Raw genomic sequence first — 12,670 nt, 5'->3', positions numbered from 1 at the left:
ATGGCCGCCGAGACAGCCGACGAAAGCCCATCTGAGGCCCGGATTGCCGATCCCCAACCCGTGGAGGAGCGCGACGAGTTGGGCCGCATCGTCCGCAGCGGCGAGATGCGCGACGAGCAGTTCCATGGCCTCTACACCGCCTGCGGCGAGGACGGGCACCCGATCCTGCGCGCCCGGCTGCGCGCCGGGAAGCTGCACGGGGAGGTGCGCAACTACGCGCCCGGCGGTGCCCTGGTCCAGGTGGCCGAGTATGCGGACGGCGTGCAGCACGGCCAGACCACCTTCTACGCCAACGCCCGCCCGACCTGCCGCATGACCTACCGCAACGGCCTGCTCAACGGCCCGTCGGTCTTCTTCCACGAGAGCGGCACGGTGGCCGCCGTCTTCCAGTACAGCGACGGCAAGCGCGAGGGCGAGGCGCTGTTCCACAGCCCGCAGGGCCGTCCGATGCGACGGGAGAGCTACGCCAACGATCGCCTGCACGGCCCGGTCCTGGGCTATTACGACGACGGCACGGTGAGCGAGCGCGCGGCCTTCCTGGACGGGCTCCAGGATGGGGTGCTGCGCCGCTTCTTCCCCTCCGGCGCGCTGATGCAGCACGGCGTCTACCGCCGCGGCCTGCTGATCGAACCGCTGCGGACCTATTCGGAGGACGGCAAGGAGATCGCCGTGCTGCAGCCCCCGGCGGGGTGAGGAAAACCCTTGGGGAGGTCTTGCCCCCTCTCCCCGGCCCTCCCCCGCTTCGCAGGGGAGGGTGCCTTCTGCGAAGCGGCGGCAGTCCCCTCCCCTGCGATAGCGGGGGAGGGTTAGGGAGGGGGCAAGAGCCCCGCACACCCTACGGCGTCTGCACCGTGAACTGCCCCGGCACGACGATCTGGATCACCCCGCCCCAGTTGCACATCAGTTTGCTGGTAGAGGTCAGGGCCGGCATGTTGCCGACCATCACCGTCGGGGCGCCGGGCACCCAGGGGGCGACGGTGCAGGGAACGCAGGGCTGTGGCTTGATCACGCCCGGCGGCGGCACCGGGATCATCGAGGCGACCACCGGGTTGGCCGGGCTGGTGCACACGCCGAAGGGCGGAATGTTCATGATCGGCTTGTTGTCCATGATGTTCGCCATCGGCGGACCGCCGGCCATCGTACGGTTCAGCGGCAGCACCACCAGGGCGGACGGCGCCGCCCCGAAGCTGCAGGTCATCATGGCCCCCGCGCACACCGCCTGACTCATCCCGTCTCTCCACGCCCGAAACGCTCAAGGCAAGAGTGTGCGCCTCCGCCGGTCCGCGGCAAGCGATCCCTGGACCGGATTGGTCCGAATTCGCTTCAACCCGGCGGAGACGGGCCGAAGCCGTCGAACAGGCCCGGCTCCGCCTCGGTCTCCGGGTCGAGCAGGTCGGTGCAGCCGACGCCGATCAGGCGGATCGACCGCCCGTCCGGCTCGGCGTCCAGCATTTCGCAGCCGGTCTGCCAGATCAGCCCCGCCGACCGCGCGGGCGGATCGACGCGCCGGGAGCGGGAGATGGTTTGGAAATCGGCGGTCTTCATCTTCAGCACCACGCTACGCCCCCGCAAGCCCGCGGCCGACAAGCGGCGCGCCACCGTCTCGGCCAACGGCAGCAGCGCGTCCTTGAGCGCGGCCTTGTCGGCGGTCTCCCAGTCGAAGGTCGTCTCGGCGGAGATGCTCTTGCTCGGCGATTCCGGCTCCACCCGGCGGTCGTCCTGGCCGCGGGCGAAGCGGTGCAGCAGGCGGCCCATCTTGCCGTGGCGGCGCACCAGATCGATCTCCGACCAGCCGCGCAGGTCGCCCACCGTGCGGATGCCGTCCGACTGCAGCTTGCGCTGGAGCACGGGCCCGACGCCCCACAGGATCGACACCGGCTTGGGCGCCAGGAAGTCCATCGCCTGCCCCCGCCCGATCACCGAGAAGCCCCGCGGCTTCTCCAGGTCGGAGGCGATCTTGGCGAACAGCTTGTTGTAGCTGAGCCCGACCGAGGCGGTGATGCCCAACTGGTTCTCGAAGCGGCGGACCAGCTCAGCCAGCGCCTGGGCCGGGCTGATGCTCAGCCGCTCGGCCACGCCGGACAGGTCGAGGAAGGCCTCGTCGATGGACAGCGGCTCGACCAGCGGGGTGAAGGCGTGCATCAGCTCCCGCGCCTGCCGGCCCACCGCCTTGTACTTCGCCATGTCGGGCCGCAGCACGACGGCGTCCGGGCAGGCCTCCAGCGCCTGCCACATCGGCATGGCCGAGCGCACCCCGGCCATCCGCGCGATGTAGCAGCAGGCGGCCACCACCCCGCGCCGGTCGCCGCCGATGATCAGCGGGCGGCTGACCAGCTCGGACCGGTCGCGCTTCTCCACCGTGGCGTAGAAGGCGTCGCAGTCGATGTGGCCGATGGCGAGGCCGTGCAGCTCCTCATGCCGGACCAGCCGCCGGCCGCCGCATTTCGGGCAGCGCGGCTCGCTCCCGCGGAGGGCCGCCGCGCAGTCGCGGCACAGGACCTTGCAATCGTCGAACACAGCCATGGCCGCAGTCTAGCAGCAGCGCGCCCGCGGCGGGGAAGGAATGTTCCTGTCCCGTTCCAGTTTTCCGCTCAGAAACGGAAACCCCGGTTGAGCAGCCAGCCGAGCGGGCCGGTGAAGACCAAGGGCTGGTCCTGCACCAGCAGGCACAGGCACTCCCCGTCCGCGTCGGCCACGGCGTGGTGCGGCGTGCCGGTGTCGTAGGACGCCACGTCACCGACCCGGTAGGCCCCGAACTCGTCGGAGAAGCCGCCCTTCATCACCAGCAGCATCTCGCTGTCGGTGTGACGGTGGGCCGGCACCCGCGACCCCGGCGCCATGCGCAGCAGGCAGGCCGAGGCCGTTCCGGCGCTGACTCCCCAGGCCGACAGGTGGACGCCCGGAACGACGCGCACCCATTCCAGCGCCTCCGGTTCCGCCCCGATGGCGCGGCGCAGCGGGCCGGGAAACAGGCTCTTCCCCGCCGGCGCGGGAACGGGCGTCGGCGTGGCCACCGTCGCGTCGAGCCGGGTCATCAGCGTGCCGAACAGCGAATCGGACACCGGCTCCGGCGGCAGATCCGCCAGCAGGACGCCGCCGCAGGCCTCCAGCTCCGCGACCTGCGCCCGGCATTCCGGGCAATAGGCGAGATGCGCGGCGACCAGCAGCGACTGCACCGCGCGCAGGCTGCCGGCGGCGTAGTCGAGCAGCAGTTCGGGGGCGGGGTGATGGGCCGGCACGGTCACGCTCCCTCTCCAAAAGCCCGGCGCAGGCGGCCGAGGGCCAGCCGCAGGCGCGTCTTCACGGTCCCCAGCGGGATGCCGCGTTCGGCGGAGATCTCCGTGTGGACCTTGTCCTCGTAATAGGCGAGCCGCAGCACGTCGGCCTGCTCCGGCGGCAGGTTGCCGATCACCGCGCGCAGGCGGGAGGCCGTCTCGGCGGCTTCGAACTGGTGGTCGGGCGGGGGTTCCTCCCCACCGTCCGGCGCCAGATCATCGGGTTGAAGCTCAGGCCGCCGCTCCTGCCGGACACGGTCGATACGGCGGTTGCGGGCGATGGTGTAGATCCAGGTGGAGGCGCTGGCCAGTGTCGGGTCGAAGCGGTCCGCCCGCAGCCAGACCGCCATCATGACGTCTTGGACCAGCTCCTCGGCCGCGCTGCCGTCGGCGCCCAGGCGGCGCATGTAGGCCTTGATCCGCGGCGCGAAGTGATCGAACAGCGCGCGGAAGGCGGTGGAGTCGCGGTTGCGGGCGACAGCAAGCAGAAGTTGCTCGTGGTCCGGCATGGTCGGGTCGTTCGAATCGGCCTTCGGCAGCATGCCAGGGACAAGTCTTCAGTCGGTCTCAGTCTTTCCGCACCATACAGCAGCGTGTCCTGCGGCACACGGCGTAATTCGGCATAGGAATTCCGTCGTGCCCATGCGCGGGGCATCCCCCAACTGGATTCCCTGGTATGGTGTCCCCACTTGATGCTAGGTCCGCATCCCCCTCCACCAAGCCCTCCGCAAAGCCCCTCGCCAAGAAGGAAGAAGGCATGAGCCTCGAACCGAACTTCGAACATTTGCGGGCCCGGGCCGTGGAATCGCTGTTCCACCATCTGGCGGACGCCTGCGTCGGGCTGATCGTGGTCGACCAGCACGCGCGGATCGCCTGGATCGGCGAGCGCTATCTGGAGTTGCTCGGCTATTCCGGCAATCCGGACGACGCGCTGGGCCGCCCGGTGGAGGAGGTCATCCCCAACAGCCAGATGCGCCATGTGGTGGAGAGCGGGCAGACCATGCTGCTCGACCTCATGGACATCGGGGAGCGGACCATCGTGGTGACCCGCCTGCCGCTGCGCGATGAGGACGGGACGCTGATCGGCGCCATCGGCTTCGCCCTGTTCGACCGGGCCGACCGGCTGCGCCCGCTGATGTCGAAGTACCAGAAGCTCCAGGAGGAGCTGACCCGTGCCCGCCAGGAACTGGCGCAGGAGCGGCGCGCGAAATACTCCCTGTCGCAGATGATCGGCAACAGCGATTCCATGCGCGAGGTGAAGCGTCTGGCCCGCCGCGCCGCGCAGCTCGACAGCACCGTTCTGCTGCTGGGCGAGACCGGCACCGGCAAGGAACTGCTGGCCCACGGCATCCACGCCGCCAGCCCGCGCGCCAACGCGCCCTTCGTCGGGGTGAACGTCGCGGCGATCCCGGAAAACCTTCTGGAATCGGAGCTGTTCGGCGTCGCCCCCGGCGCCTTCACCGGCGCCGACCGCAAGATGCGCGAGGGCAAGTTCCAACTGGCCGACGGCGGCACCCTGTTCCTGGACGAGATCGGCGACATGCCGCTGCCGCTGCAGGCCAAACTGCTGCGCGTGCTGCAGGAGCGGGAGTTCGAGGCGGTCGGCTCCAACAAGGTGGTGCGCGTCGATCTGCGCGTCATCGCGGCGACCAGCCGCGACCTCGACGCCCTGGTCCGCGAGCGGCAGTTCCGCGCCGACCTCTATTACCGGCTGAACGTGGTGCCGATCACCCTGCCGCCGTTGCGCGACCGGACGGAGGACATCGGCAGCATCGCCGACCGCATCCTCGACGAGTTGGCCTTCACCACCGCCGCCCCGTCGCGGGAGCTGACCGCCGGAGCCATCGCCGTTCTGGAGGATTACGACTGGCCCGGCAACGTGCGGGAGTTGCGCAACGTGCTGGAACGGGTGTCGGCGATGACCGACGACACGGTCCTGACCGCCGATCACATCCGCGGCGCCCTGCCGCGCGCGGCGGGCCCCGCCGGTCCGGGCGAGCGGCTGGCGGAGGGTGGCGACCGTCCCTTGAGCGACGTGCTGAAAGACACGGAGCGCGCCGCCATCGTCGGCGCCCTGTCGCGCACCGGCGGGGTGAAGGCCAAGGCCGCCAAGCTGCTGGGGATTTCGCGCGCCTCGCTCTACGAGCGGATGCAGGCGCTGGGGATCAAGGAGGACACCCAGGGGACGGTGTAGGGGTGCGGTGTGAGGGGGATGGAGTAGGGCCCCCACCCTTCCCGCTGCGCGGGCCCCTTCCCTCCCCCGCTGGGCGGGAGAGGGAGCTGTTCCCTCCCCCGCCCAGCGGGGGAGGGTCAGGGAGGGGGCAACACGCCGCTGCTCAACAACTCGTCAATGCGCCCCATGGAAGGTGCGGCTGATGACGTCCATCTGCTGCTCGCGGGTCAGCTTGATGAAGTTCACCGCGTAGCCCGACACCCGGATGGTCAGCTGCGGGTACAGCTCCGGATGGTCCATGGCGTGCAGCAGCGTCTCGCGGTCGAAGACGTTCACGTTGATGTGGTGGCCGCCCTGGCCGAAATAGCCGTCCAGCATGCCCACCAAGTTATCCACCCGCTCGCCCTCGGTCGGACCCAGCGCGCCGGGCACGATGGTGAAGGTGTAGCTGATGCCGTCCTGGGCGTGGGCGTAGGGCAGCTTGGCCACCGACGCCATCGAGGCGATCGCCCCCTTGCGGTCGCGCCCGTGCATCGGGTTGGCCCCCGGCGCGAAGGGCTGGCCGGCCTTGCGCCCGTCCGGCGTGTTGCCCGTCTTCTTGCCGTAGACCACGTTCGAGGTGATCGTCAGCACCGACTGCGTCGGCACCGCGTCGCGGTAGGCCTTCTGCTTGCGCAGCAGGCCCATGAAGGTCTCGACCAACCACACCGCGATCCCGTCGACCCGGTCGTCGTTGTTGCCGAAGGCCGGGTAGTCGCCCTCGATGACGAAGTCGGTGGCGAGGCCACGTTCGTCGCGCACCACCTTGACCGTGGCGTGCTTGATCGCCGACAGGCTGTCCGCGACCACGCTCAGACCGGCGATGCCGCAGGCCATGGTGCGCAGCACGTCGCGGTCGTGCAGCGCCATCTCCAGCCGCTCGTACATGTACTTGTCATGCATGAAGTGGATGGCGTTGAGCGTGTTCATGTAGGCGCGCGCCAACCACTCCATCATCGGCAGCAGACGGGCGACCACCGTGTCGTGGTCGAGCACGTCGCCGGTGATCGGCGCGAAGGCCGGGCCGACCTGCTCACCGGAGACCTCGTCGCGGCCGCCGTTGATGGCGTAGAGCAGCGTCTTGGCGAGGTTGGCGCGGGCGCCGAAGAACTGCATCTGCTTGCCGATGCGCATGGCCGAGACGCAGCAGGCGATGCCGTAGTCGTCGCCCCAGTAGGGCCGCATCAGGTCGTCGTTCTCGTACTGCACCGAGCAGGTCTTGATGGAGGTCTCGGCGCAGAACTTCTTGAAGCCCTCCGGCAGGCTCTCCGACCACAGAACGGTCAGGTTCGGTTCCGGCGCCGGGCCGAGATTCTGGAGTGTGTGCAGCATGCGGAAGCTGCCCTTGGTGACCAGCGTGCGCCCGTCGAGCGCCATGCCGCCGATGCACTCCGTCACCCAGGTCGGGTCGCCCGAGAAGAGCTGGTCGTATTCCGGCGTGCGCAGGAAACGCACCATCCGCAGCTTGATGACGAACTGGTCAATCAGCTCCTGAGCGCCCGCCTCGTCCAGGCGGCCTTCGCGCAGGTCGCGCTCGATGTAGACGTCAAGGAAGCTGGAGACGCGGCCGAGCGACATGGCCGCCCCGTTGGCCTCCTTCACCGCCGCCAGATAGGCGAGGTAGGTCCACTGCACCGCCTCGAAGGCGTTGGTCGCCGGGCGGGTCACGTCGAAGCCGTAGGACGCCGCCATCGTCACGAGGTCGCGGAGCGCGCGGATCTGCTCGGTGATCTCCTCGCGCAGGCGCAGCGTGTTCTCGTCGATGCGGTCGACTTCCAGGCTCTTGTACTGGGCCTTCTTGTCGGCGATCAGGAAATCGGCGCCGTAGAGCGCCAGCCGGCGGTAGTCGCCGATGATGCGCCCGCGGCCGTAGGCGTCCGGCAGGCCGGTGATGACGCCGGACTTGCGGCAGCGCAGCATCTCGTCGGTGTAGACGTCGAAGACGCCGTCGTTGTGCGTCTTGCGCAGCGCCGGGAACACGTCGTCCAGCTTGGGCGAGGGCTTGAAGCCGTAGGCCTCCAAGCCCGTCTTGACCATCCGCCAGCCGCCGAAGGGCATGATCGACCGCTTCAGCGGCTTGTCCGTCTGAAGCCCGACGATGACCTCAAGCTCCCGGTCGATGTAGCCGGGGGCGTGGCTGACGATGGAGGACACCAGCTCCGTGTCGGCGTCGAGCACGCCGCCCTTGGCCGCGCGCTCCTCCTTCAGGAGATCGCGCACCTTGTTCCACAGCGACAGGGTGCGGTCGCTGGCCGGGGAGAGGAAACTGCCGTCGCCGCCGTAGGGGCGGACGTTCTTCACGATGAAATCGCGCAGATCGACCGTGGTCCGCCAGGAACCGGGCGCAAAACCGCGCCAGGGGTCCGGCGTCTCGGCTTCGGCAACGGGGATTTTCGGTTCGAACATCAGGGAATCCATGACGCGCCTCTGTTTGTCTGCGGCGGTCCCTGCCCTCCCCGGCGGGGGCCGCGCCACGTTGCGCGGCGCCGAACCGGACGAACCGCCCGGCCAAGCATCGCGCTTGCCCGATCAGTAGGCGCCCAAAGCTCCCCAGCCTCATTGATCCCAATCAATCAATCCCTGCGAAATACGCAGGGCACCGTCCAAGGCACGTCCTGTCACAAAAACTGAAGAAACCGGCCGTTTCTGCGTCGCAGCATTTGAGACAATCCACCGGAAATCGAATATTTTCATCCGGATCGGCCGTTTTAAAACAGACGGTTCGGATCAGCGCAGCGCGCTTGCAATATCTTGCGCCAAACGGGCCAGGGTTCGGCTGAGGGCATCGGCGACGGCACCGGGATCGCCGGCAGCGCTCACCGGTTCCTGCGCCGCGGTGTGACCCAGCCGGCGCAGCCGGTCGCCGCCCTGGTCGAAGACGCGCCAGCGCGCCTCCAGAACGGCCGGCCCCTCCTCCGCCGCGTCGAAGCGGTCCAGCGTCACCTCGACCACCTGGGACAGCGGGAAGTCGCGCTGAAGCGGCAGGCCGACGACCTCCGTCCCCGGCAGGTCCGTCTCCAGGTTCCGCAGCAGCGTGCGGGTCACCATTTCGTCAAGGGGGCCGCCCCAGCGGTCGAACTCGCGGACGACCAGCCGGTTGCCCGGCGCCCGCATCACCAGCTCCGACCGGTCGAGATAGCCGGGGACCTTCACGCCCTCCAGCCCGATCACCCGCCGTTGCGCCTCGCCGGCCCGCATTGGGGCTGTGCCCGAGGGGGCCGTGTCCGGCGCGACCGCGTCCAGATGGTAGAAGCGGCTGGGCGGCGTGCTGCAGGCGGCCAGCAGGGCCACAGCGGAAGCGCACAGCAGCAAGCGATGGGTGTGACGAGCGATTGCCATGGGTGTCCTCAACCGCGTTTGCCCCGGATCAGGGCTTCGGGATGGCGTTCGAGATAGTCGGTCAGGCCGCGGATCGACCGGGCCGCGGCGGTCAGTTCGCGCACCAGCCCCTGCAGGTCGCTGACCGCGGGACGGGACGAGTTGACCAACCCATCGGTGCTGCTGAGCGTCTTTTCGGCCTGCCGGACCAGCTTGGAGGTGTTCTCCGCCACGTCGCGCAGGGCGCGGATGGTCGGCTCGCCCTCGCTGCCCAGCGCCTGCGTGGTCTTCTCCAGCTCGGCCAACGACCGGCTGAGCGAGCCGATGGCCTGGGCGATCTCCGGCGAGGCGATCAGGGCGCCGGCCTTCTGGATGGTCGAGCGCAGCTCCACCACCGTTTCGGCGATGGGCGCGCGGGCCAGCTCGTTCATCAGGTCGGTGGCGGTCTTGGTCGCCGTGTCGAGCACGTTCGGCTGGGACGGCACCTCCGGATAGGGACCGCCCGAAATCATCGTCTGCTTCGGCGCATCGGGGAACAGGTCCAACGTCACGATCAGCTCGCCGGTCAGCAGGTTGCCGGTGCGCAACTGCGCCCGCAGCCCCCGCTCGACCAGCGCCTGCATGCCGGCATAGGCGGCCTCGGTGTCGTGCGCTGCCGGCAGCTCTCCGCCCAGCCGCTCCGGCTCGATGTTCAGGGTGACCGGGATGCGGGCCTCCCCCGACACCGGATCGACGTCCAGGCGGATGTCCGTCACCTCGCCCACCCGGATGCCGCGGAACTCCACAGCCGAGCCCGGATGCAGGCCGCGCACCGACCCGTCGAAATGCACCAGGAAAGGCACCCGCCGGGTGAAGCGCGCGTCGCTGGCCGCGTTACGGTTCTCGTAGAGCGGAAAGTCCGTGCCCTCCGCCGCGATCTCGCCGTTGTCGCCGGGACCGCCGAGGCCGGGAGTCTCGAAGGACACGCCGCCGGTCGCCAGCGATTGCAGGGACTCCAGCGCCACCGTCGGCCCCTCCGGCCCGATGGACACCGACAGGCCGCTGGCGTTCCAGAAGCGGGTGTTGGGCCGGACGATCCGGTCGTAGGGGGCGTGGATGAAGACCGGGATGGTCAGCGACTGCCAGTCCTTGGAGAACTCGTAGCCGACCACCTCGCCAACCTGGATGCCGCGGTAGTAGATCGGCGCCCCCGGCCCGAGGCCGCCCAACCGGTCGGCGCGGAGCGCGAAGCGCCGCCCCGGCGAACTGGAGCGGATCAGCGGCGGTTCCTCCAACCCGCGGAAGGCGGTGAGCGCCTCGCCGTTGCCGGTTCCCGGATCCATGCCGATGTAGGCGCCCGAAACCAGCGTGCCGAGGCCCGACACGCCGCCGAAGCCCAGCCGCGGCTTGACCACCCAGAAGCTCGTCCGGTCGTTGAGGTAGGAAGCCGCCCCCTTCACCATGCGCACGGAGACGATGACGTTGGACAGGTCGGGCGAGACCGCCACCCCCTGCACGGTCCCGACATCGACGTCGCGGTAGCGCACGCGGGTCTTGCCGGGCTCCAGCCCCTCCGCCGTGTCGAAGGTGATGGTGATGGTCGGCCCGCGCTCGTTCAGCGTCTTCCAGGCCAGCCAGCCGCCGATCAGCGCGGCGACCAGCGGCACCAGCCAGATCAGCGGCAGGCCGCGGCGGCGGCGGATCACCGGGCTGGCCGGCTCCACGGTGGGCTTGGGATCAGTCATGGGCATCAATCATAGAAGAATCCTGCCGCTGCGCCCGCCGGGGCGGCGCATCCCAGATCAGCCGCGGGTCGAAGGACTCCGACGCCAGCATGGTGATGATGACGACCGCGGCGAAGGCGACGGCGCCAATCTCCGCGTGGATGGTGGCGATGGCGCCTAACTGGACCAGGGCCGCCAGAAGCGAGATCATGAAGATGTCCACCATCGACCAGCGCCCGACCCCCTCGATCAGGCGGTAGAGCCGCGTGCGGTCGCGCTGCCGTTTCGGCGAGCCCCGCTGCACCGTCCACAGCAGATAGGCCAGCCCGATCAGCTTCAGCACCGGCACGGTGATGCTGGCGAAGAATACCAGCAGGGCGACCGGCCACATCTCCGCCGCGATCAGAGCCTCCACACCGGACAGGATGGTGTCGGGCTGGCCGGCGCCGAAATAAACCACCGTCATGATCGGCAGCAGGTTCGCGGGGATGTAGAGGATCGTCGCCGCGGAGATCAGCGCCCAGCCGCGCGGCAGGCTGTTCGGCTTGCGGTGGTGCAGACGGGCGCCGCAGCGTGGGCACGCACCATCCGACCCCGCCACCACCTGATGGCAATCGTGGCAGGCGGTCAGCCGCTCCGGGTCGGCGGCGGCGGCCTGGGTGACGCGGGTCTGCGGGGCGATCCGCTCCCACACCTCGAAGGGGCTGAGCGACGCTTCCCCCCAGACCTGCACCAGGATGAAGGCGACCAGGGCGGCCAGCGACGCCCCCGGCTCCAGCTCCGCCAGATCGGACAGCTTCACATAGGCGACGATCAGGCCGAGCAGAAAGACCTCCGCCATCGCCCAGCGGCGCAGCCGCGCCACCGTCCGGAAGGTCCAGGCCGCCCCCGGCGCCGCCGTCCGCCCGGCGGCGAGCGGCATCACCACGTAGAGCGTGCCGAGCACCTGCGCCAGCGGCGCCAGGAACAGCACGAAGAAGACCAGGACGCCCAACACCTCGTAGCCGCCGTCCCACAGCGCCACCGAGCCGCTGAGCAGGGTCGCCGTCTGCGCCCGCCCCTCCAGCTCGAAGGTCAGGATCGGGAAGAGGTTGGCGGTGACGAAGAGGATCGTCGAGGCGATGGCCAGCGCCACCGCCTGCCCCAGCCCGCCGGTCCGGAAATGGCGCAGCACCGCGCCGCAGCGGTGGCATTCGGCGCGATGGCCGGGCGAGACCGGCGGCAGGGCGTGCGGCGCCCCGCAGTCGTGGCAGAGCAGGATCGGGTGGTCCGGTGCGGTCATAGCGTTGGCTTAACATTTCCCACGGGCGAAAGGTCCGCCGAATGCAGGGTGCACCGGCGGAGGAGCGCCGACCGGGGTGGGCCGGGGACCCCGGATGGAAAAAGCCCTTCCCCCGTGGGTGGGGAAAGGGCTCGGACGTTCGGACGGGTGCTGACTGTGCTCAGACGAACAGGTTGAAGCTGCCCAGCAGCTTCTGCGTGCCGGACTGGCCGGTGGGGATCGAATTCAGGCTCGACGCCGCCTGGCTCAGTCCATCCAGCATAGCCTGCTGTCCGGTGGACAGGTTGAACGGGCTTTCCCCCTTCTTTGGCGCCTTGGCGACCGTGTCGTAATCCTGGGTGTATTTGCCCATGCTGAGCTGGATGGCGTAGTTCTTGGGGTCCTTCGCCGACTGCCCCTTGTCACGCGTCAGGCGCAGCGTGTAGTCGCCGCGGTCGAGCTCATACTCGCCCTGCATCATGCTCTTGAAGGCGTCGTAGTTCTTTCCCGCACTCTTGTCGCTGTCCGCCAGGACCGTGCCGAACTTCGACATCACCTGGACGCGCAGCCCATCGTCGCCCACTTGGCCCAGAGTCACTTCGCCCTTGGTGGTCACGCGGAACTTGTAGAAATCGACGGGATCGTCGGCGCCCAGCGCGCCGACCACGTTCAGCCGGGTCACATTCTTGGCGAGAACGCCCATGTCCGTGGCGAAGCCGGGGGTGTTGACCGAGGATTTGCGGACGTCCTTCCGGAATTCCTGCACGTTCGCGGCGGCGGCGGCCTCGGCCTCCCGCTGGGCGTTCATGCGTTCGACGGCAGCGGACACGGACTTGTTGAGGTCCGAGACCATCTGGTTGACGCCGGCCATTCCGTCAGACATGGCACCCTCTCCCATCAG

The 12,670-nt window shown here is 69.3% G+C and carries 11 protein-coding genes; 2 read left to right on the top strand and 9 right to left on the bottom strand.

What is annotated here, in order from left to right:
* On the top strand, window positions 1-693 hold the full coding sequence (locus FBZ83_RS26805; RefSeq protein WP_145689852.1) for a toxin-antitoxin system YwqK family antitoxin: 693 nt from the start codon (window positions 1-3) through the stop codon (window positions 691-693).
* Between the two features lie 142 nt (window positions 694-835).
* Here the strand turns inward: FBZ83_RS26805 and FBZ83_RS26800 are convergent, their stop codons facing one another.
* The 4 genes from FBZ83_RS26800 to FBZ83_RS26785 form a co-directional block, all read right to left on the bottom strand.
* On the bottom strand, window positions 836-1,228 hold the full coding sequence (locus FBZ83_RS26800; protein ID WP_014198555.1) for a DUF4280 domain-containing protein: 393 nt from the start codon (window positions 1,226-1,228) through the stop codon (window positions 836-838).
* Between the two features lie 95 nt (window positions 1,229-1,323).
* Window positions 1,324-2,523: a DNA polymerase IV gene (locus FBZ83_RS26795; RefSeq protein ID WP_145689851.1), complete on the bottom strand. Its 1,200-nt coding sequence runs from the start codon at window positions 2,521-2,523 to the stop codon at window positions 1,324-1,326.
* A 68-nt stretch (window positions 2,524-2,591) separates the two neighbouring features.
* Entirely contained in the window at window positions 2,592-3,245 is a 654-nt protein-coding gene (locus FBZ83_RS26790) for a ChrR family anti-sigma-E factor (protein WP_145689850.1), read from the bottom strand.
* Window positions 3,242-3,817 (bottom strand): sigma-70 family RNA polymerase sigma factor, encoded by a 576-nt coding sequence (locus FBZ83_RS26785; RefSeq protein WP_145689849.1) that lies wholly within the window; start codon window positions 3,815-3,817, stop codon window positions 3,242-3,244. Before FBZ83_RS26785 ends, FBZ83_RS26790 begins: the two co-directional genes overlap by 4 nt.
* Before the next feature lie 215 nt (window positions 3,818-4,032).
* Here FBZ83_RS26785 and FBZ83_RS26780 point away from each other — a divergent pair, with 215 nt between their 5' ends.
* Complete coding sequence (locus FBZ83_RS26780; RefSeq protein ID WP_145689848.1) at window positions 4,033-5,469, top strand: sigma-54 interaction domain-containing protein; 1,437 nt, start codon at window positions 4,033-4,035, stop codon at window positions 5,467-5,469.
* Between the two features lie 153 nt (window positions 5,470-5,622).
* On the opposite strand, the gene pflB is transcribed toward FBZ83_RS26780, so the two are convergent.
* From pflB to FBZ83_RS26755, 5 genes are all read right to left on the bottom strand, one after another.
* Entirely contained in the window at window positions 5,623-7,893 is a 2,271-nt protein-coding gene (gene pflB / locus FBZ83_RS26775; RefSeq protein ID WP_432612503.1) for a formate C-acetyltransferase, read from the bottom strand.
* Window positions 7,894-8,214: 321 nt separating this feature from the next.
* Complete coding sequence (locus tag FBZ83_RS26770; RefSeq protein ID WP_247888492.1) at window positions 8,215-8,826, bottom strand: PqiC family protein; 612 nt, start codon at window positions 8,824-8,826, stop codon at window positions 8,215-8,217.
* Between the two features lie 8 nt (window positions 8,827-8,834).
* On the bottom strand, window positions 8,835-10,529 hold the full coding sequence (locus tag FBZ83_RS26765; protein ID WP_247888491.1) for an intermembrane transport protein PqiB: 1,695 nt from the start codon (window positions 10,527-10,529) through the stop codon (window positions 8,835-8,837).
* The gene (locus FBZ83_RS26760) at window positions 10,522-11,790 is read right to left on the bottom strand and encodes a paraquat-inducible protein A (RefSeq protein ID WP_145689844.1); all 1,269 of its coding nucleotides are present in this window, start codon (window positions 11,788-11,790) and stop codon (window positions 10,522-10,524) included. Before FBZ83_RS26760 ends, FBZ83_RS26765 begins: the two co-directional genes overlap by 8 nt.
* A gap of 160 nt (window positions 11,791-11,950) precedes the next feature.
* Complete coding sequence (locus FBZ83_RS26755; RefSeq protein WP_145689843.1) at window positions 11,951-12,652, bottom strand: hypothetical protein; 702 nt, start codon at window positions 12,650-12,652, stop codon at window positions 11,951-11,953.
* Between the last annotated feature and the right edge of the window lie 18 nt (window positions 12,653-12,670).

It is taken from the genome of Azospirillum brasilense (genome assembly GCF_007827815.1).
GTDB classification, from domain to species: Bacteria; Pseudomonadota; Alphaproteobacteria; order Azospirillales; family Azospirillaceae; genus Azospirillum; species Azospirillum brasilense_C.
Note: the sequence above shows the minus strand (reverse complement) of the source record. Positions and strands in the feature narration are given on the sequence as shown.

What these genes read in the sequence shown, in the direction of transcription:
- FBZ83_RS26755 (WP_145689843.1), bottom strand. Translation starts at nt 12,652, where the DNA reads ATGTCTGACGGAATGGCCGGCGTCAACCAGATGGTCTCGGACCTCAAC.
- FBZ83_RS26780 (WP_145689848.1), top strand. Translation starts at nt 4,033, where the DNA reads ATGAGCCTCGAACCGAACTTCGAACATTTGCGGGCCCGGGCCGTGGAA.
- FBZ83_RS26765 (WP_247888491.1), bottom strand. Translation starts at nt 10,529, where the DNA reads ATGACTGATCCCAAGCCCACCGTGGAGCCGGCCAGCCCGGTGATCCGC.
- pflB (WP_432612503.1), bottom strand. Translation starts at nt 7,893, where the DNA reads ATGTTCGAACCGAAAATCCCCGTTGCCGAAGCCGAGACGCCGGACCCC.
- FBZ83_RS26795 (WP_145689851.1), bottom strand. Translation starts at nt 2,523, where the DNA reads ATGGCTGTGTTCGACGATTGCAAGGTCCTGTGCCGCGACTGCGCGGCG.
- FBZ83_RS26805 (WP_145689852.1), top strand. Translation starts at nt 1, where the DNA reads ATGGCCGCCGAGACAGCCGACGAAAGCCCATCTGAGGCCCGGATTGCC.
- FBZ83_RS26800 (WP_014198555.1), bottom strand. Translation starts at nt 1,228, where the DNA reads ATGAGTCAGGCGGTGTGCGCGGGGGCCATGATGACCTGCAGCTTCGGG.
- FBZ83_RS26785 (WP_145689849.1), bottom strand. Translation starts at nt 3,817, where the DNA reads ATGCTGCCGAAGGCCGATTCGAACGACCCGACCATGCCGGACCACGAG.
- FBZ83_RS26770 (WP_247888492.1), bottom strand. Translation starts at nt 8,826, where the DNA reads ATGGCAATCGCTCGTCACACCCATCGCTTGCTGCTGTGCGCTTCCGCT.
- FBZ83_RS26760 (WP_145689844.1), bottom strand. Translation starts at nt 11,790, where the DNA reads ATGACCGCACCGGACCACCCGATCCTGCTCTGCCACGACTGCGGGGCG.